Origin of the sequence: Anabaena sp. CCY 9402-a (genome assembly GCF_963920945.1) — a bacterium.
Taxonomy (GTDB): domain Bacteria; phylum Cyanobacteriota; class Cyanobacteriia; order Cyanobacteriales; family Nostocaceae; genus Trichormus; species Trichormus minutissimus.
Genome location: NZ_CAWUDL010000034.1, coordinates 1 through 19,905, shown reverse-complemented (window position 1 = coordinate 19,905; position 19,905 = coordinate 1). Strand labels below are relative to the sequence as shown.

21 protein-coding genes are annotated in these 19,905 nt (G+C 41.5%); 8 read left to right on the top strand and 13 right to left on the bottom strand.

The window, feature by feature from the left end:
• Window positions 1-361 precede the first annotated feature (361 nt).
• Both ACM0OR_RS14250 and ACM0OR_RS14245 read left to right on the top strand, forming a co-directional pair.
• On the top strand, window positions 362-841 hold the full coding sequence (locus tag ACM0OR_RS14250; protein WP_414576886.1) for a group I intron-associated PD-(D/E)XK endonuclease: 480 nt from the start codon (window positions 362-364) through the stop codon (window positions 839-841).
• Between the two features lie 41 nt (window positions 842-882).
• A complete protein-coding gene (locus ACM0OR_RS14245; RefSeq protein ID WP_414576884.1) occupies window positions 883-2,325 on the top strand; it encodes a YcjF family protein in 1,443 nt (480 codons plus the stop codon).
• Window positions 2,326-2,538: 213 nt separating this feature from the next.
• Here ACM0OR_RS14245 and ACM0OR_RS14240 read toward each other — a convergent pair whose 3' ends face one another.
• From ACM0OR_RS14240 to ACM0OR_RS14200, 9 genes are all read right to left on the bottom strand, one after another.
• Complete coding sequence (locus tag ACM0OR_RS14240; RefSeq protein ID WP_414576882.1) at window positions 2,539-3,048, bottom strand: GNAT family N-acetyltransferase; 510 nt, start codon at window positions 3,046-3,048, stop codon at window positions 2,539-2,541.
• Window positions 3,048-3,353: a DUF1778 domain-containing protein gene (locus ACM0OR_RS14235; protein WP_414576881.1), complete on the bottom strand. Its 306-nt coding sequence runs from the start codon at window positions 3,351-3,353 to the stop codon at window positions 3,048-3,050. Before ACM0OR_RS14235 ends, ACM0OR_RS14240 begins: the two co-directional genes overlap by 1 nt.
• 121 nt (window positions 3,354-3,474) lie before the next feature.
• Window positions 3,475-4,137 carry a Na(+)/H(+) antiporter subunit B gene (locus ACM0OR_RS14230; protein WP_323268689.1) on the bottom strand — a complete coding sequence of 221 codons (663 nt, stop codon included), beginning with the start codon at window positions 4,135-4,137 and terminating at the stop codon, window positions 3,475-3,477.
• Window positions 4,134-4,718 (bottom strand): DUF4040 domain-containing protein, encoded by a 585-nt coding sequence (locus ACM0OR_RS14225; protein WP_414576879.1) that lies wholly within the window; start codon window positions 4,716-4,718, stop codon window positions 4,134-4,136. Before ACM0OR_RS14225 ends, ACM0OR_RS14230 begins: the two co-directional genes overlap by 4 nt.
• Window positions 4,711-4,989: a monovalent cation/H(+) antiporter subunit G gene (locus tag ACM0OR_RS14220; RefSeq protein WP_323268691.1), complete on the bottom strand. Its 279-nt coding sequence runs from the start codon at window positions 4,987-4,989 to the stop codon at window positions 4,711-4,713. The genes ACM0OR_RS14225 and ACM0OR_RS14220 overlap by 8 nt, the downstream gene beginning before the upstream one ends.
• Window positions 4,986-5,243, bottom strand: coding sequence for a hypothetical protein (locus tag ACM0OR_RS14215; RefSeq protein ID WP_237991522.1), 258 nt, complete (start codon window positions 5,241-5,243; stop codon window positions 4,986-4,988). Before ACM0OR_RS14215 ends, ACM0OR_RS14220 begins: the two co-directional genes overlap by 4 nt.
• Window positions 5,240-5,626, bottom strand: a complete 387-nt coding sequence (locus tag ACM0OR_RS14210) for a Na+/H+ antiporter subunit E (RefSeq protein ID WP_414576876.1) — start codon at window positions 5,624-5,626, stop codon at window positions 5,240-5,242. The genes ACM0OR_RS14215 and ACM0OR_RS14210 overlap by 4 nt, the downstream gene beginning before the upstream one ends.
• Window positions 5,623-7,056, bottom strand: a complete 1,434-nt coding sequence (locus ACM0OR_RS14205) for a cation:proton antiporter (RefSeq protein WP_414576874.1) — start codon at window positions 7,054-7,056, stop codon at window positions 5,623-5,625. The genes ACM0OR_RS14210 and ACM0OR_RS14205 overlap by 4 nt, the downstream gene beginning before the upstream one ends.
• Window positions 7,053-7,388, bottom strand: coding sequence for a cation:proton antiporter subunit C (locus ACM0OR_RS14200; RefSeq protein ID WP_190710038.1), 336 nt, complete (start codon window positions 7,386-7,388; stop codon window positions 7,053-7,055). Before ACM0OR_RS14200 ends, ACM0OR_RS14205 begins: the two co-directional genes overlap by 4 nt.
• 447 nt (window positions 7,389-7,835) lie before the next feature.
• Between ACM0OR_RS14200 and ACM0OR_RS14195 the strand changes: the two genes are divergently transcribed.
• From ACM0OR_RS14195 to ACM0OR_RS14170, 6 genes are all read left to right on the top strand, one after another.
• Entirely contained in the window at window positions 7,836-8,981 is a 1,146-nt protein-coding gene (locus ACM0OR_RS14195; RefSeq protein WP_323268694.1) for a DNA cytosine methyltransferase, read from the top strand.
• 280 nt (window positions 8,982-9,261) lie between these two features.
• Window positions 9,262-9,942 (top strand): deoxyribose-phosphate aldolase, encoded by a 681-nt coding sequence (deoC, locus tag ACM0OR_RS14190; RefSeq protein WP_414576872.1) that lies wholly within the window; start codon window positions 9,262-9,264, stop codon window positions 9,940-9,942.
• 63 nt (window positions 9,943-10,005) lie between these two features.
• Window positions 10,006-10,992, top strand: coding sequence for a DNA repair protein RecO (gene recO / locus ACM0OR_RS14185; protein WP_414576870.1), 987 nt, complete (start codon window positions 10,006-10,008; stop codon window positions 10,990-10,992).
• Window positions 10,976-12,589, top strand: coding sequence for an MFS transporter (locus ACM0OR_RS14180; protein ID WP_414576868.1), 1,614 nt, complete (start codon window positions 10,976-10,978; stop codon window positions 12,587-12,589). Before recO ends, ACM0OR_RS14180 begins: the two co-directional genes overlap by 17 nt.
• A gap of 367 nt (window positions 12,590-12,956) precedes the next feature.
• A complete protein-coding gene (locus ACM0OR_RS14175; protein WP_414576867.1) occupies window positions 12,957-14,105 on the top strand; it encodes a glycosyltransferase family 4 protein in 1,149 nt (382 codons plus the stop codon).
• A 177-nt stretch (window positions 14,106-14,282) separates the two neighbouring features.
• Window positions 14,283-14,909, top strand: a complete 627-nt coding sequence (locus tag ACM0OR_RS14170) for a Uma2 family endonuclease (protein WP_414576865.1) — start codon at window positions 14,283-14,285, stop codon at window positions 14,907-14,909.
• Between the two features lie 67 nt (window positions 14,910-14,976).
• Here the strand turns inward: ACM0OR_RS14170 and ACM0OR_RS14165 are convergent, their stop codons facing one another.
• The 4 genes from ACM0OR_RS14165 to ACM0OR_RS14150 form a co-directional block, all read right to left on the bottom strand.
• A complete protein-coding gene (locus ACM0OR_RS14165) occupies window positions 14,977-15,825 on the bottom strand; it encodes a peptidase (protein WP_414576863.1) in 849 nt (282 codons plus the stop codon).
• A 26-nt stretch (window positions 15,826-15,851) separates the two neighbouring features.
• A complete protein-coding gene (gene secG / locus ACM0OR_RS14160; protein WP_190710024.1) occupies window positions 15,852-16,085 on the bottom strand; it encodes a preprotein translocase subunit SecG in 234 nt (77 codons plus the stop codon).
• A gap of 146 nt (window positions 16,086-16,231) precedes the next feature.
• Window positions 16,232-17,830: a 2,3-bisphosphoglycerate-independent phosphoglycerate mutase gene (gene gpmI, locus ACM0OR_RS14155; protein ID WP_414576860.1), complete on the bottom strand. Its 1,599-nt coding sequence runs from the start codon at window positions 17,828-17,830 to the stop codon at window positions 16,232-16,234.
• A gap of 214 nt (window positions 17,831-18,044) precedes the next feature.
• A complete protein-coding gene (locus ACM0OR_RS14150) occupies window positions 18,045-19,739 on the bottom strand; it encodes an ABC-F family ATP-binding cassette domain-containing protein (protein ID WP_414576858.1) in 1,695 nt (564 codons plus the stop codon).
• Window positions 19,740-19,905 lie beyond the last annotated feature (166 nt).

The window sequence follows — 19,905 nt, the reverse complement described above, 5'->3', positions numbered from 1 at the left end:
TGGCAAAACTGATTACGCGCTTATTAGTTTGTTTTGCAGTGGGCGGTACATGGAGAAACTCATGTGCGATTACCTGTCAAACTCGGGGAAGCCACTAGCGCGGTAATCCCGAACCAAGCTCTGGAAACAGAGAAGGTGTAGAGACTGGAAGGCAGGCACCCTAACGATAATGCCGAGGGTGAAGGGACAGTCCAGACCACAAACCAGTTAATCTGGGCAACGAAAGTTGTAGATGGTAAGCATAACCCGAAGGTCAGTGGTTCAAATCCACTTCCCGCCACCAAATGAAAAATAAAACCCTGTAATCTTTAAAGATCACAGGGTTTTGTTTTATGCTGATATAAGCTATCTCGTCTAACGAATGGACACAAAACTGAGGGGAGACATAGCAGAACAAGCTGCTGTTCTTAATGCCTTAAAGCGTGGCTGGGGTGTGTTAAGACCGATTGGAGATCGGTTAGCATACGACTTGGTATTTGATATAGAGGGAATTCTAATTAAAATCCAAGTAAAATATGCTTGGTTGCATGAGGCATCTGGTAATTATGTTGTAGACAATCGCCGCACTAAAACAAATCGCCGACTCATGCTGAGAGCAGCATATCAGCCATCAGACTTTGATTTTGCCCTAGCCTATATAGAACCACTTGATATATTTTATGTCTTCCCAGTAGATGTGTTTATCGGATATGGTAGCGAAATACACCTTGTCGAAGCTGAAAAACGACAGCGTAAACCTCGTTCAGCAAAATATCGTGAGGCTTGGGAGTTAATCTTACAGGCTGTAGATAAAGAAAGTTTTGTCTTTTCACCTGTACAATTCGGTGAAGCAAGGTTTTGATCTATTCTTGAGTTGGGATCTTCCAAAAAGCGCGGAGAATCATGGTTGTGAAATTACAGCGACCAATTTTAGTCGGAGGATTGGGTATATCCTTTTCCTTGTGGATGGTGCAAAGTTGGCATCATTCAATTATGCAGGTAGGTGAGCTAAGTTTATTAAGCCTCTTAGCGGTTGGTGGTGGTTTGTGGCTGTGGAAGCGCAAGTTCCCGCAAGAAATTGCCGAACAGCCAAGTGGTATGATTACAGATAGGGAAACAGCAGTTAGTGCGATCGCTAAAACTGAAACGGTAATTAACCAGTTAGCGCAAGAAGCAGAGAACCATCCAGCTTTAGAGACACTGAAAACAAAGTTAGCCGAACTACCTCTAGAGTTAGACAGACAAGATTTGAGATTAGCTATCACTGGTGGTAAATCCGTTGGTAAAAGTACCTTAATTCAGGTGCTACAGTCTAGCAATTGGCAAAAAACACAGCAAAAAGTCACATTGCAAGAAACAGCACCTTTATTGCGAGAAATAGAACACTCAGATGCTGCTATTCTCACAGAAGTAACAAAATCTGATTTGGTTCTGTTCTTAACCAACGGTGATTTGACTGATTCAGAATTTCAAGCCTTGCAGCAACTAAAAGCAGTCAATCAGCCACAAGTCTTAGTTTTCAACAAACAAGACCAATATTTGCCAGATGAACGTGCTAGCATCTTGCATTCATTAAAACATCGAATGCAAGATAACGTAGTCGCTGTTGCAGCTTCTCCCGTGGCTGTGAAAGTGCGGAAACATCAGCCTGATGGTACTGTGCAAGAGTGGATGGAACAGCCAGCACCAGATATACAGCAGTTGACGCAGCAATTAAATGAAATGTTGGTGCAGCAAAGTCAACCGTTGGTGTGGACAACTACCACCAGACAGGCATTTTTGTTGAAAGCTGAGGCGAAAAATTGTTTGAATGGGGTAAGATGCGATCGCGCTACGCCAATTATTGAACAATATCAATGGATAGCTGCGGCTGCTGCTTTTGCTAACCCAGTTCCAGCACTGGATATTTTGGCAACGGCGGCGATTAATGCTCAAATGGTGATGGATTTAGGTAATGTATATCAGCAGAAGTTTTCCCTAGAACAAGCGCAAACGGTAGCGGGAACAATGGGAAGTTTGATGCTGAAGTTGGGTTTAGTGGAACTTTCTACTAAAGCTATTAGCACAGTTCTCAAAAGTAATGCTATCACCTTTGTCGCTGGTGGTTTAGTGCAGGGTGTGAGTGCTGCTTATCTAACTAGAGTAGCTGGTTTAAGTTTAGTTACCTATTTTGAGCAACAGGAAATTGCTTTAGATTCTGGTAATAGTTTGAACTTAGATACATTGCGTCAAACCTTACAAAATGTCTTCCAACAAAATCAGCAGTTAGCTTTTCTGCAAGGTTTTGTGAAGCAAGGAATGAAGCGTTTAGTACCAGAAGCACAGCAGGTTGAAGTTGTGGGATAATTTCACGCATTCGCGAAGCGTCTCGCAGGGAAGGCGCATTCGCGAAGCGTCCCGCAGGGAAGACGCAATTTACGCCTTTGCTTAATAACCTGAGTTCTGGTTAGACATTACAAATTAGATGAGAATAATAAGACGCAAGAGAGTTTTACAGGCAACAAAAAATGTTGTTATTTAAAGCTTTTAATTAAGTATAGGTAAAAATTATATGAGTAGTTAATCTTTAAGGCTGGCTCGAATATCTTTTATAGTTATCATTAGGGTTAATGGTTCTATTGGTGATGCTTGAAATCTATGTTTTAAATAAAATTTTTTGGCTTCTTCATCTTTAGCATGAACCAAAATACATCTAATACCAACTATTTGAGTTAATTTTAAAATCCGAAAAATAGCATCTCTTAATAAGCCAGAACCTATGCCTTGACCTTCCCATTTTATGTCTACAGCTAGTCTACCAATAAGCATACAAGGTATAGGGTCTGGTGCATTTCTTTTCGCTTTGCTAGTAGCTATTATATGAGCCACAGAGGAAGTTGCTAAACAGTAATAGCCTATTACTTGATTTTCTATAGTAACTACATAAGTTCTGGCTGTAACTCCCTCATTTTTTAAAGCTTTTTCCTTCAGCCATTGATTCAGAGCTTCTGATTTAGAATTAAAATCTAATACATTATGCTCAGGAGTAATTAGCTGAGGAGCATTAATAGTTTTGGTTTGTTTAATCATTAATCCCAAGGCGATTTAGTCGATAAGAATTTACGAAGTTCTTCATCCGCTTGAGGTGGTGAATCCAAAATCGCCAGGAATTCTTGATATTTTTCTTCGTCTAAGGCAAAAAAGGTGTTGTCACAAATGACATTCTCCGCTTCTCGACAGGCTACTTCTAACATAAAGTCAGAACGGCTTTTGCCCAGAATCGATGCGGCATAATCAATTAAATCCCGTTGTTGTTCTTGAACTCTAATATTAATCACTTGGTTACGACCAAGGTTATCCATTTTAGAACGGGAAACCATTGTTTCTCTATCCATGTTTATGTCACGCTGCTTGGGATTGCCTAATTGAGCAAGTTCACTTTGGCAACGCCTAATATTTAATCTAGACTATTGTATATACAATGTCAACACATAATAGTGACAATTTCCCAGCCTTTTACAACAAACCTCGATAACGAATAAAAATCAAAACTACCGCCCACGAACCCAAGGCGACTTTGATGGCGACGATAATATTTAATATGGGGAGAATACCACCACTAAACAAAGCCCCTAATTCTCCATGTGGTAACTCTACTCCGGTGAGAGTGATGACCGCGAGGACGATAAAAAGTAATACTGAAACCTTCTCCCATTTAGCAGCGTGCCAACGTTGGTAGATTTCCTGCATCCAGGGGTAGGATGAAGTTATAGCTATTAGTCCGATCGCAGTTCCACCAGCTACGCCAGCAGCAAAACCACCACCCGGACTGAGATGTCCACGAATCGCTAGTTCAATACCGACTAAGGCGGTGATTGTTGCACCCAAACGCGCCAGAACAATAGATGGTTGGTCTTTGAACTGATACATTGTGCAGGACGGACTCTCATTGGAAAGAAGAAAATTTACACCCAAGATTGAGATCGAAAATACAACGACTTCAAAGATGGTGTCGTATAAGCGATTGCGGAAAATAATCCCTGAGACTGCATTGGGAACACCACTATCTTTGACGACCAATTCGACAATAGAAATCTGTGATGAATCGATATCAGGATTGGGTAGAACCAGCATTTTGACGTACAGTGCTATCCCCGCTACGATGTAGATCCATTTCATGAATGCTGCTCCTGTAAGTCTGAAACGTTTACATAGGACAGGATTGTTTGTGGTGTAGAAAGTTCAGTTTGCATGATGTCATAAAGGCGTTGGATTCTGGTTGTTGTTTGATAGGGTTGCATTTTGTCCCCATCTTCTACGCCGTTCTGCTGACTTTGTGCTGTAGAGATACAGGTAGCGTGAACTTCTTTATCGATTAACGCCCTCTGCAAAGCTTGGGTATTAGTGTAAGGAACGATTTCTAAACGCAGATAGTGTTTGTTAACAACGGCACGTAGATTATCGATGATTTTTTCACAATCTCTATCTTGTGCCTCAATTGACTCATCTTGGATCACCCCCAGACGCATCACCATTGATGAACGTACCGCTACTGCATAGAGGGTAGTTGCCAGCATACTACCCATCAAGGCTTCAGTTAAAGCCACATCTGCCGCGCCTAAAATCGCATCTACTAAGGCGGCGACTGCACCCAATACACCACGAATGACTAAAGCATGGTATGGATTGGTCTGAGTTACCAACATCCCACCAGCTAAGGGCAATAAGGCAATAATTATATAGATATAGCTATCATTCATGTTCACCCTCTTCATAGGAACAGTGCGCCAATACGTAACCCAACATGGTATTCCAGACTGCTAAGGAGATAATGCCAAGGATGAGCAACGGCCATTCACTGGGTATCTTCAGCAGCAATCCAACGATCATCAGCATTGAGCCGAGAGTATCAGCGACGGAAAGACCATGAAGTTTGAATAAGACTGAGCGATCGCTAATTAGATGAACAGTTCCCCAAAACCAGAAAATCAGACCGATGAATATACAGGTATAACTAAGAATGTTGATCATACGTCACTCAATCGTTTCAATATTTGCGCTAGTAGCATTAAGCCAGCATTACCCACACTCAAAATAATCACCGCCACCACCCCAATCATCCAATCATCGCGGAGAACAGAGACGAACAAGATCATGATGGCTATCTTGCTAGAGATGCTGCCAAAAGCCAACATGATCTGCCAGATATCATCACTCTTCCAGGTTTCATAGATGGGGATGAGTAAGGCCACAATCATGGCAATTATGACTATTTCCAGGTTCATGGTTTTTTCTTCCTCCGTTGAATCTGGTGGACTTCGTACCAACCCTCTTCGCGGTAATTCACGACAATGGTTTTGGGTGTAAAGGTAATGATGAAGATATCCAAAAATATGAGATTCGGCGATCGCTTGGGCTTGACTCGTTCCAGAATCATATCTTCCTGTTTATGGGGACGGAAAATGATTTCAAAGGCTTCAATATAAGCCACTGGAATCGCCACAATGGTTTTAACTAATACCTGTAGCCAATCTTTCAATTTTTCTGGAGATGTGTAACCGCGTGGTAGTAACAGGGCAATGGCTACACCGATGAGAATATTTGTCAAACTCACATTAGCAGTGAGTAGAAGCCAAATTACCATTCGTAATATGAAATGCCCAATCATGCTAACGCCATCCAAAACAGTAGGATTAAAATCAGACTCATCATGCCAATGAGATGGTCGAATTGCTCAAGTACACGAGGTAGAGATACTGCTACTCGTTGAAAAATGAAAGTATAAGCTAACCAACTTCCGCCAATGATGGCGATCGCTTTAGTGATGTCAGCAATGTTATATGCCTGTAGGTAGATGACATTAGCTGCAACTAGCCCAGTAATCAACAATGTCACTGCTGGCCAAAAACCAGGTTTCACTGCTTGTTCCCCCTGTTGGGTATGGGGTAGGAAGATGAATTTGGCAAAGGTGATGGCTGTTCCTAGTGCTGCTACATTCATGGCGATCGCTTGCCAGGGTAGCAAATTCTTTATAGTTAACACCTTCGCCCCAAAGCCACATAATAAGGGCAAGCCGGAAATGGAGAGGCTGGCTATGACTAAGATGATCCAGATTTTGGTATCGATTGGCTTTTGTTGCAGTTCCTTAAAGTTGCGACTGGGTAAAGCACCTGCTGTTAGGAAAAGTGACGATTTCACCAGTCCGTGGGTTAATGTATAAAAACCACCTACTGCTGGTGCGGCGAGTATCCAGCCCAATTGCGAAATCGTACTCATCGCTAGCATCCGCTTGCTATCCTTTTCAAAGACGGCATAGCACACTCCCATCAAAGCCGTTCCTACACCGAAAATTCTGACTATGGTATCAATTTCTGGGGAAATAGCAGCGCAACGCAATAATGGTAAAACGCTGGCTTTGACGACAACTCCCGATAGTAAAGCTGATACTGGGGTGTCGGATTCAGAGTGAGTTAAGGGTAGCCACAATCCTGAGACAAATATTCCCGCTTTACCCAATAGTCCTAAAAATATGAGGGCGATCGCCTCTGGTGGTGATCCTTTTAAACCTGCAAAACCGAAGGAATGATGTGTCTGATAAACCAGTACCGCGCCTACCAGATAAAACAGCATGGCTGTGTTGCTGACAAAAAGATAACGCAAACCCACCCAAATCGAGCGATCGCTGCGGGGATAGGCAATTAAGAGAAAAGCTGCAATCCCGCTTACCTCTAAGGCTACGTATAAACTAATAAAGTCCGCACAGACAAAGGCTGCATTCAGGCTACCATGCACAATAATCATCTGGGCGTAAAAAAAAGCCTTCTTATCACTGCGCCAACAGTAGATGATCACCGCAGTTGTTACTAGTGCATTCGTTAAGATAAAGTAGCCGCTTAATTGATCTACTTCTAACGTCACACCGAAATTATCGAGTAACTTCAGTGTGAGGGGTGTTGGCTCGACAAACAACTGCAACGCATAGGCGGCGGAAGCAATAGACCCCCACAGTGTCAAATGGCGGTTGAGTTTGGGGACTAGAAAAATCAAGAACCCCAGAAAAAATGGTAGTGCAATCCAGGCAATCGTAATGGCAGTCATGGCGTATTATTCTTCTCAATCTCGTTGATTTCCAATGTGGGATTATCCCGCGCCAGCTTCATAACACCGACCAGCATTAATGCCTGGATTGAAAAGCCAATGACGATCGCTGTCAAAATCACTGCTTGGGGAACTGGATCAGAGTACGCAGCATTTTCAACTTTGCCAACAATCGGCGAAAACAAACCATCTCGTGATGCAATTAGCACGTAATAGGCGATAACCCCGGTACTCATGACATCCATTGAGATGATCTTCATCAACAGGTTCTTTTTAAGAATGATGCCGAAAAAGCCGCATAATATTGTGGCGAATATAAAAGCTTCTAACACGGGTATTATCTGTTGAGTAAGGGTAGAGCGTAATTATTTTTGAATAAAAAGAGTATCAAGAGTACAAAAGGAAGTGCCTTTTTTCGGTACTAATTGAGCAAACTAAGAAGATTTTCTGGACACATACATTACTTTCGGGGCTTCACTTTGCTATTTATTAAGAATATGTGATGTTGGGTATCTAAAGCAAGAGATTGAACTAACTATAAGACTACAAGAAACTCAAAAATAATCTCTTAAGTCCACAAATCTTACCATTAATCGACATCTCTGCTATCATCAAAAGAACTTATGTAAATCATTGATGATTGCCAAAAGACTTAAATTACCGTGCTTTTGTTAATACTGCAAAATTATATTTCATGATTTTGCCAATATCTGCAAACTATTTTCACTGCACGATTTCTAGTTAATTGATAATTTTTATTATTCATATAAAATATAAAGATGAGTTTGATTCCTTGTATTTTCTCCTTCTTCTCTGGTTCAGGGTTTCTAGATTTAGGTTTTGAAACTAGTGGTTTTAATATCGTTTATGTCAATGAAATATTTTCCCCATTCATGGCAGCATATTGTTATTCACGGGAGATGCTGAAATCACCATTGCCAGCATACGGATATCATCATGGGGAAACAGGAGACATAACTAAACTTATTGATGGGTTAGAAGCACAGCGTCTTGGGGAATTAGTACAGGATTGTCGTAAGTCAAATAATATTGTGGGCTTTATTGGTGGGCCACCTTGCCCTGATTTTTCTATTGGGGGGAAAAATCGGGGCTATTTAGGAGAAAATGGTAAGCTTTCGGCAGCTTATGTAGAATTAATCTGTCAGAATTTACCAGATTTCTTTCTATTTGAGAATGTTAAAGGTTTGTGGCGAACAAAGAAACATCGTTTGTTTTTTGAAGCTATTAAAATACAATTACAAAATGCAGATTATTTATTTACAGAAAAGTTAATTAATGCTATTGAATATGGTGTACCTCAAGATAGAGAAAGAATTATTTTATTAGGATTTAGAAAAGATTTCCTCAAGAATATAGCCATAAAGATTAGTAATGATTCTGGATTATCGGAAGTGTATTTTCCTTGGGCAAGTCAAACTATATATCCTCAAGAAAATATTTTTGCTTACCCTTGGAGTCAATATGAACCATTTGAAGAGGACTCTGTAATGCCTTGTCCTGATGGTATTCCTCAAGAACTGACAGTTGAATATTGGTTTAGAAAAAATAATGTTTCAGAGCATCCTAACTCTAACCATTACTTTAAACCAAGAGCAGGGATGAAAAGATTTACTACTATTGCCGAAGGAGATGATTCTAAGAAATCTTTTAAACGTTTACATAGATGGCGTTATTCTCCTACTGCTTGTTATGGCAACAATGAAGTACATCTACATCCCTACAAAGCAAGGCGGATTTCTGTGGCAGAAGCTTTAGCAATACAATCTTTACCTGAGAATTTTGTTCTGCCAGAAAATATGTCACTTACAAATATGTTTAAAACTATAGGTAATGGTGTGCCATATTTGGCATCGAAAGCATTAGCTCGAACAATTTTTGATTTCTTGTCCTCTGGTGGTTACTGAATTTGCCCCGGCTTGTTAATTAAAATACTGGATTTTTACTGTAATACTCAATAATTTTCTATATCTAATCAGCCTAAATCATTCGTAAGGCACAAGAACCCCTGTTTTTACGAAAAAGCAGGGTTCTGAATTTTCCCAATTCTCAAAAATTAAATAGGATTGCCATAGGACTCAGCCCTTTGTCGGTTTTCAGGCTACACTCGAAATAGATGTGATTTAATTTATAAGAAGAATCTTATTTTTTTATAAAGGTTTATAATCTTCGTTGGTAAAAAATACGATGGCAGCAGACTATCCAGACATTGATATCGCGCCATTGATCGATCATGCCCTGTTAGACCCAACAGCAACTCCAGAGCAGGTTGAGCAATGGTGTGAACAAGCAGACAGATTTAATTTTGCGTCAGTTTGTGTTTACCCTGTTTATGTAAAACAAGCCGCAGAACTTCTGCATGGCAAAAAACCTAACGTTTGTACGGTAATTGGTTTTCCCACGGGAGCAACTACTGCGGCTGTCAAGTTGTATGAGGCTCAAGAAGCTGCGGAAAATGGGGCTACAGAGTTAGATGTAGTGATCAATTTAGGTTGGGTGAAAATTGGCAACACTGAGGCAATTCACCGAGAAATTGCCGAAATTTGTGAAGCGACAGGACAGACAGTGAAAGTAATTTTGGAAACTAACCTCCTGACGGATGCGGAAAAAAAACTCGCAGCCGAAATCGCTATGGATGCAGGAGCAGCATTCTTAAAAACCAGTACCGGTTGGAGTGGTGGGGCGACTGTAGCAGATGTGCGGCTGTTGAAGGAAGTAGCACGAGACAGAGTAGGAATTAAAGCCTCTGGGGGGATTAGTACGATTGAGCAAGCTTTAGACTTAATATTAGCGGGTGCTACTAGATTAGGCACATCTCGTAGTGTCGATTTGATCCACCAGCGCGATCGCATGGGAAAAGGTGGATAGTCTTGGTCATTTGTCATTTATTTTTGGCTTCACTAATGACTAATGATTAAGGACTAATGACTAATGAGTAGAACCTATAAAGCAACTGGTATTAATCTCAAAAGCCAGGTGCTGGGCGAATCAGATAGAATAGTGACGATATTAACACGAGAATTTGGTTTGATTCGAGCCGTTGCCCCAGGCTCACGTAAGCACAATTCTAGTCTTGGTGGTAGAAGTGGGATGTTTGTAGTTAATGAACTACTAATTTCCAAAGGGCGATCGCTCGATAGAATCACTCAAGCCCAAACACTAAAAACTTATCCAGGTTTGTCCCAAGATTTGGGAAAATTAGCTGCTAGTCAGTATCTAGCAGAAATAGTTCTTTGTCAGGCATTGAGTGAACATCCCCAAGAAGAACTATATGAATTACTCAATGAACATCTCCAGCGTTTGGAATCTTCACCTAAAACAGAGCCATCTAACATCCTCGCCTCCCTAGCTCATGCCGTTTTTCACCTCTTAGCCTTAGCAGGACTCACCCCACAAGTCCAAACCTGTTGTTTAACTCAACGCTCCCTCACTCCAGACCTAACAAATCCCAACTGGCAGGTAGGTTTTAGCATCCCTACTGGTGGAATTATTTGTTTAGAAGCTTGGGACAATTTACGAAAAGAAGCCAACAGGAGAGCAGGGGAGCAAGGAAGAAGAACTTTGACCCAATCCCCAGTCCCCAATCCCCAATCCCTAATCCCCAATCCCCAATCCCCAGTCCCCAGTCCCCAGTCCCCAGTCTCCAATCCCCAATCTCCAAAACCTGACTACCAAACAGTTATACATCGACAAGAAATTCCAGTAATTTCTGTGCGTTTAAATTCTATTGAACTTAATATGCTCCAACAGCTCTCACAACCAGAGATAATGCAAATTAGCACCACTAGAGATGAAAGCTGGTTATCTGTAGAGCAGATTTTGCGCCAGTATGCTCAGTATCATTTAGGTCGCCCTATTCGCTCCGCTATTCTCATCGATTCTTATTTTGCTGCCAACCATCATGATGCAACCGTCTGATTTTGATAAGAAGATTCTGCCGTTGTCACCCACTCACGCCAGAACCCAGAATAGGGCATCAGCTCCAACTGCGCCAAATTATTTGAGTGTTGTACCTCATTCTCTTCCTAGCCACACCAACAACCAAGAGATGTCTTCACCAGACATTTCTACACAAGATAAAAGTTGGACATCGGAAATTCCAAAAACTGATTTACCAGAGTCATTAACTGATATTGAATCAGATGATGCTGTTAGTCAAAGGAATGGATACACTAAGCCAGCCTCTACTAGTGCAGATAATTCTGGTGCTGGTGGGGTAGCAACATCAGGAACTATGGAACAGCAGGGGTTTGCAGCTATATTCAAAAACCCCAATTTCCTTGCACTTTGGGGTGGTCAGGTTTTTTGCCAACTCGCCGACAAAGTTTATTTGGTACTGATGATTGCTTTGATTAACTCTGAGTTTCAAGGCAGTAATCAAAGCATCAGTGGTTGGGTTTCAGCATTGATGATGGCTTTCACTATTCCCGCCGTGCTGTTTGGTTCGGTGGCGGGTGTATTTGTCGATCGGTGGTCAAAAAAAGCTGTGTTAGTAGCCACCAATGCTTGGCGCGGCATTTTGGTGTTAGTGATTCCCTTACTGTTGTGGTTGACTCATGATTGGCAACCGATAGGGATGATACCTGTAGGCTTTGCCATTATTTTAGGTGTGACTTTTTTAGTATCTACATTAACCCAATTTTTTGCCCCAGCAGAACAAGCAGCAATTCCTCTGGTGGTGAAGGAACAGGATTTACTGTCAGCTAATTCCTTATATACGACAACGATGATGGCATCGGTAATCGTGGGGTTTGCGGTGGGAGAACCGCTATTAGCGTTAGCAGATAGTATTTGGGCGCAACTGGTTGGTAATAACGGATTTGGGAAAGAACTTTTAGTTGGTGGTAGTTATGCGATCGCTAGTATTATTTTGCTATTGTTAGCAACTAACGAAAAAACCCACGCACCTGAAACCGAATTTCCTCACGTATTTTCTGACTTGCAAGATGGGTTGCGCTATCTCAAAGAGAATTCTCGTGTCCGTAATGCTTTACTACAATTAATGATTTTATTTTCTGTCTTTGCCGCCTTAACAGTTTTAGCTGTTCGCATGGCAGAAATTATTCCTAACTTAAAAGCTTCTCAGTTCGGCTTTTTACTAGCTGCTGGCGGTGTGGGAATTGCTGTTGGAGCTACAATAATTGGTCAGTTCGGTCAACGCTTTTCTTATAGTCAACTAAGTCTATTTGGTTGTATTGGTATGGCAGCATCTTTGTTGGGTCTATCGCTGTTTACAACCCAACTATGGGCTGTGTTACTTTTGGTAGCACTACTGGGTGTGTTTGGGGCTTTGGTAGGTATCCCCATGCAGACAGCTATTCAAACCGAAACCTTGCCCGAAATGCGTGGTAAAGTCTTCGGGTTACAAAATAATGTCGTTAATATTGCCTTGTCTCTACCCTTAGCATTAGCAGGAGTAGCAGAAACCTTTGTTGGTTTAAGAGCCGTGTTTATGGGATTATCTGCGATCGTCATTTCCTGCGGTATTTTGACTTGGTATAACTCCCGCGATTAATATCAGATACTTAGCCAAAGTGATGCACCAGTGAAAAGCTAAAGTTAAAGGCGATCGCGCATTAACTGAAAGCAAAAGCTTTCATGCTAAACTTATGTCAGGAAAATCTGATTATAAACCTGCTGGCTATTGATTTGATATTATCCAGACTACTTCGTTGTAAACGTACTTTTCTGTACATCTTAAAAAGACAATAAATAAGTTCATAAATTACCTACTTTAGTAAACATAAAGTTTGGTTTTATGGCTAATTTGTAGTGGAAATATATACTAAGTAAATAACCAGCAAGTAAAAATTAAGATACAACACAACAAACAAAAATTCAAAATAAATAATCAACCCCGATCTTCTGATAGCTGATAAAGAATGCGTATAGCCTGGATTGGAAAAAAATCACCCTTTTGTGGCAACGTCACTTACAGTAGAGAAATTACCAACGCCTTGTTAGATAGAGGGCATCAAGTTAGCTTTCTCCACTTTGCTCAAGAAGACTCTGAAGCCCACAATTGGCCAAATTGTCAGGAAGTTTCCTTACCCTTCCTTTATAAGTCACAGGTTTACACCATACCCACTTTCAAAGCCACAAAGCTATTAACTGAGTCACTCAGGGAAATTAAACCAGATATTGTCCACGCTTCTTTGACTTTATCTCCCCTGGACTTTTTTCTACCAGAAATTTGTGACCAATTAAATTTACCTCTCATTGCGACGTTTCACACACCATTTGCAGGTAAAGGCGCAAAGCTAATCTCAGGAACACAACTTTTGGCTTATCAACTTTATGCACCTTTTTTAGATAACTACCATCGGGTGATTGTGTTTTCTCAAATTCAGCGAGAATTGTTAGCTAATATGGGTGTGCGGGAGAAAAAAATCGCAGTTATCCCCAACGGTGTAGATATTGATAGATATTCTCCTGGATATTCTACAGTTAAAACAGAATTTAAAGCAGAACGTTTATTTGTTTATCAAGGAAGACTAGCCCCAGAAAAAAATGTAGAATCACTGCTGAGAGCCTGGAAGCAAGCCAATATGGCGGCGGGTAGTAAGTTGTTAATGGTTGGTGATGGCCCTTTAAGAACTTCTTTAGAACCATTTTATGGTGCTGACTCCGGTGTTATTTGGTTGGGATTTGTTGCTGATGAAGAACGGCGGATCAACATTTTACGGGGTGCAGATGGATTTATTTTGCCCTCTTTAGTAGAGGGTTTATCCCTATCACTATTAGAGGCGATGGCTTGTGGTTTAGCCTGTATAGCTACAGATGTAGGTGCAGATGGAGAAGTATTGGAAAAAGGGGCAGGGGTAGTCTTAAATCCTAAAACAGTGCGATCGCAATTACGCACACTGTTACCATTATTCCAAGACCATCCTGAGTTAACAACCCTACTGGGACAAAAAGCCAGAAAACGTGTATTAGACCTATATACTCTCAGTAAGAATATTACTCATTTAGAAGAACTTTATCGAGAAGTTTTAGCGCAGCAACCTGTAAAACTCAAATGGGGAGCTTAATCAGTATTGCCACTCAATCTAGCATTAACTGAACTGTATTCATCTACAAAGGACTTACAAATAAAAAATCCAAAATGTAGGGTGCGTCAGTAGGAGAAACCCTAGCCACACAAAAAAAATATTCATACTGACGCACCTTCATAACTTTTTATTCCTACTTAAACCAACGTAGAAACAATGGCACAATCTCTAGAAAAAGTATTTACATTTGATGAATTTTTGGATTTTTTGGCAACACAACCAGAAACTGTTCGCTATGAATTACATGATGGAGATATCATTCAAATGCCTCCACCACCAGGTAAACATGAACAAATAGTAGCATTTTCAACAATGATTCTAGGCTATGAGTGTCTTCGTCTCAAACTTAATTACGGTATACCTAAAACAGCTACAGTAAAGCCAGAGAATAAAACATCAGGGTACTATCCAGATGTTTTACTAATTAATTTTTCTAACTTGAGAAATGAACCACTGTGGGATAAACAATCAATCCTTAGTCAGCGAGATTCAATCCCATTAGTAATTGAAGTTGTCAGTACTAATTGGAGAGATGATTATCATAAAAAGTTTGCTGACTATGAAGAAATGGGTATCCCAGAATATTGGATTGTGGATTATGCAGCTTTGGGTAGTAAGGAGTTAATAGGCGACCCCAAACAGCAAACAATCACAATTTACTCTTTAAGTGATGAGGGAGAATATCGTGGTAAACAGTTTAGAGGAGATGACCGTATAGAATCCCCAATATTCTTAGATTTAAATCTAACGGTTGAGCAAATTTTTCACTGTGTTATTGAGTGATGAAAGAGCGATCATCAATGATGACTCTATTAAAAGGAATTGTCTCTAAATTTGTTTTGAGATCGCCTTATTTTTTAGAAATTTCTAAAGCCCAACCCAAACTAGTTGGCTGCTGATAAACTCTTTTCAAAGTATTTACATCTCTGGGAGAAATTGGCGGTGAGTTGCGGACTTGAGAAAAGTAAAGTGCATCAGTTTCTATTGGACTATGACCCCAAATTCCCAAAGCGTGACCGAGTTCGTGACGCGAAGCAGCTAAAAGATGACGACCAGTTTGGCTGGGACTTAATAAAATACTGAAGCGGTGTAATAAAACATGATGAAGAGTGTATAGCTCGTAGCTGGTCAGAGCAGAACGCGCACGAGGGATTTTCTGGTCACGGGAAAACTCCAGAGGTGGGGTTTTGCGCTCAATTGTAATATCAGCAATTTCTGGCTGTTCTACTACTTTTAAAGGCAAATAATTATTCCACTCTTGCACAGTCTGTAAGACACTATCAACCCATTCTTGAGCCTGTTGGTTGTTGATTCCTGTTGGTCGTTGAATTTGAACTTTAACAGGAAATTTTGTCCACACTAAATAACCTACTTCAGTTTTTGTGACTTGGGAGAAGTAGTCACCGCTATTTGTGCTATCTTCCCATTTTGTGAGTGTAGGCGGTAAGGAATGGATTTTGGATTGAGAAATGTAGAGACGTTGCATTGCAACGTCTCCACAGGTGTGATTATTTTCGCAAATTATCTGATCCAAACCGGATTGATCCCACAGGCTAGAAGGTGTAGCTAATGTGAAATGAAGATTGATAAAAATAACTAGCAATCCTATGCTGATAGCTAAGACAAGGGCTGCTAGTAACTGCTTTGTCATTAAATTTTTCAGGGTATTAGGTTTTGGGTGTTTAATCTTTATTCCCATCTACCTATCTCCTGCTGATTTGATTTTTACTTAGTGAGCCAACCAGCACTTAACACCACTGTTAAACCCATGAAAATTACTGTTAACGCCCAAGTAATGCGGTTTAAAGTATTTTCTGCGCTTTTGGTGCTGCTAAACAACTGGGCTTGTCCACCAATTGCACCAATACCATCTCCTTTGGGGCTATGAAGTAATACTAAAATAATCAGACCAAGGGCAGAACCAGCCCAAATAAATTGCACGATACTAGTAACTGTCATAACAAGAATCTCTTTGATCAGAAGTTTTAAAACAAAGTTAGAAAACAGTCAACAACTTAATGTTAACTGTTTTCTCGTAGCTCACAGGTTAGATTAAAACCCTACCCATAAAGAGTAGCTGATTTTCCCCTGTCACCTGTCCCCTATCATAATCCTACTGGCATAGGAGTGCGAGAGCGTTGCACGTCATATTCTGCTGTTTGTAGCAGCGATCGCCCGGTCATTTCTGGTGGTTGGGGTAGCTGTAAAATCTCTAGAAGGGTAGGGGCTATGTCGGCTAGTTTGCCATCGCTGCGTAGTTCGACATTTGTACCACATCCAGGGATTTTGACCTTCTCTCCTTCCACTAAAATTAACGGTACAGGGTTAGTTGTGTGAGCCGTCCAGGAATTACCTGCTTTATCTAGCATATACTCAGCGTTGCCGTGGTCGGCGGTAATAATTGTTGTACCGCCTGCTTTGCTCACACCTTCTAACAGGCGACCTAAACAGCGATCTACTGTTTCAACTGCGGTGACAGTAGCATCCATTTGACCAGTATGTCCTACCATATCTGGGTTAGCATAGTTAATCACTACGAGAGAGTAGATACCCTTCTTAATGGCGGCGATCGCTGTATCGGTGACGGCTGCTGCTGACATGGCGGGAGCTTTGTCGTAAGTCGCTACCATTGGACTGCTGACTAATTCCCGGTCTTCCCCAGCAAATGGTTCTTCTAAGCCACCGTTGAAGAAATAGGTGACGTGGGCGTATTTTTCGGTTTCGGCGGTGCGAAACTGCTTTAAACCGTGGTTGGCGATGACTTCACCCAGAATATTACTCAAGTTCTGCGGCTCAAAGGCTACAGGTACTGGTAAATCAGAATCGTACTGCGTAAATGTCACCAAGGACAGAGGTTTGATTTGTTTCCTGGTAAAACCTGTAAATTCAGGACTGACAAGGGCTTGAGTCAGTTGTCTGGAGCGATCGGGGCGGAAGTTAAAGAATATCACCCCATCTTCTGGTGCGATTGCACCGGGAGCGAGACGAACAGGTATGATAAACTCGTCTGTCACCCCTTCAGCATAGGATGCTTTGAGGACATCTACAGCTTTGCGACCATCCCCCGTGCCATCTTGGGTCATGACATCGTAGGCTTTCTGGACTCGATCCCAACGGCGATCGCGATCCATCGCGTAGTAACGACCACTGAGAGTAACTATGCGTCCAATTCCTACACTGTCTATGTAATCTTCTAAGGCTGTGATTGCCTTGATACCGTCTGTTGGTGCAGTGTCACGTCCATCGGTAATGGCGTGAATACAAACTTCTGAAATTCGCTGTTCTTTGGCTAAGTCAAGTAGTCCAAACAGATGGGTGATATGCGAGTGTACACCCCCCTCAGAACAAAGCCCAACTAAGTGCAGTTTGCCATTTCGAGAGCGAACTTCCTGGCAAATTTTGACAAGAGCTGAGTTGCTGAGGATAGAACCATCTTCCACTGCATCAGAAATGCGTACCAATTCTTGTGGTACAACCCGTCCAGCACCAATGTTCAAATGACCAACTTCTGAGTTACCCATTTGACCTTCTGGCAATCCTACGGCTTTCCCTGACGTGTGGATGAGGGTACGCGGATAAGCTGCCCATAGACTGCCCATAACGGGAGTTTTAGACGCAGCAATAGCATTTCCTCGCTTCTCCTCGCAGTAGCCCCATCCGTCTAAAATGACTAGCACCACAGGAGCAACAGGTGCTTTGGTCATAATAAATTGCCCTTTACTTTTTGTAATACCCGAATGATACCACTGCTAAATACCACCGCAAGTGAATTTCTGCTTATTAAGTTTTTTTATGAAATAATTCTATGTTTTTTAGCTTTTTTTTAATCTTAGTAACTGTTGCATATATTTTGTGATAAACCAGCGACCAAATAATTGAGTAGTAGCAGCGTGAAAATGCTACTACTCAATTATTGTCTTATTTCTTTTTGGCAGCCGATTTGGTAGATTTAGCGGATTTTTTCGCCGCTTTTTCCGCAGCGATCGCAGCTAATCTTGCTTCTTCTTTCTCTTCGGCAATTTTTGTCAAATAATAGTGATAGTCTCCCAAATAGACACGAAAATCGCCATCACGAATTTCCACGATTTTATTGGCTATTTGAGAAATAAAATAACGGTCGTGAGAAACTACAATCGCTGTCCCGTCATAATTTTGCAGTGCTTCCTCTAACATTTCCTTGGCGGGAATGTCTAGGTGGTTAGTAGGCTCATCTAGAATAATTAAGTTCGCTGGACGCAACAGCATCTTTGCTAAAGCCAGTCGCGCTTTTTCTCCCCCACTCAATGCACCGACTGCTTTAAATACCGTATCTCCAGTAAATAAGAAGCGTCCTAAGAGTGTGCGGACTTCTTGATTATCCCAGTCAGGAACTTCATCATGGATGGTTTCCATGACAGTTTTTTGTAAGTCCAAAGCCTCGGCTTGGTTCTGCTCAAAGTAACCAGGAATAACGTTGTGTTCACCTAGTTCTACATTGCCATCTGTGGGTGTTTCTAAACCCATAATCATCCGCAGGATTGTAGATTTTCCTGCACCGTTGGGGCCTAAGAAAGCAATGCGATCGCCTCTTTCAATTAAGAGATTCGCACCCAAAAACAAAATCTTATCACCGTAGGTATGAGTTAAATCCTTCATTTTCACTACCTCGCGTCCGCTACGAGGTGCGGGAGGAAAGCGGAAATGTAGGGTTCTTACTCCTTCTATCGGTGCTTCGATGCGTTCGATTTTATCGAGTTGCTTTTCGCGGCTTTTTGCTTGGGTGCTGCGGGTAGCACTGGCGCGGAATCTATCTACAAAAGTCTGTTGTTTTTCGATTTCTTTTTGCTGGCGTTCGTAAGCACTCAGTTGCGCTAGTTGACTTTCAGCTTTTTGTTGTAGGTAAGCCGAATAGTTCCCCAGGTAGGTGCTAGAAACACCGCGTTCAGTTTCTACAACTTGGGTACAGAGGCGGTCAAGAAATTCCCGGTCATGGGAAACTATCACCATTGGAGTAGTCAGCTTTTTCAGGTAATTTTCTAGCCACTCAATCGTTTCTAAATCCAGGTGGTTAGTTGGTTCATCCAGCAGTAAAACATCTGGCTTTTGCAGGAGGATTTTACCCAAACTCATCCGCATTTGCCAACCACCAGAGAAACCACTCACGAGGCGATCGCTATCTTCTTGCTCAAATCCCATTTCTGGTAGAATCTTGCCGATGCGTGCCTCTAAACCGTAGCCGTCTAAAGCTTCAAACTGACGCTGCAATCGGTCTAATTTATTAATTAGCGGATCGAGTTCTTCTAGCGTCGCCTTTTCCATGTCGCGCTGTACCTGTGTCAAGGCTAGCTGTGCTTGGTTAGCCTCGTTAAATACAGTCCAAAATTCTTCTCTAACTGTGCGGCCTGGGTCTACTTCAAATTCTTGATTCAGGTAAGCTATATGCAAGCTAGCCGGACGAATAATTTCGCCAGCCGTCGGTTCAATTTCCCCGGTGATAATTTTCAGTTGGGTGGATTTTCCCGCACCGTTAACACCGACTAACCCAATGCGATCGCCTGGTTTCACTTCCCAGTTGATATCTTTGAGAACTTCGCCTGTAGGATAAATTTTACTAATATGTTCTAGTCGCAGCATCAAGTTTCTCTCAGTTAGGAATTTAGGAATTATGGATAGTTGCGGACAAAGCACCTGCACTGTGTCTAATATTAACAAAAATTAACCAACAATTCGTCGTTAGTAACTCTTTTTAGGGCTTGCTGAAAAAGTCATTCCAAGGCAAGAGAAAAATTGACTCCGTAGT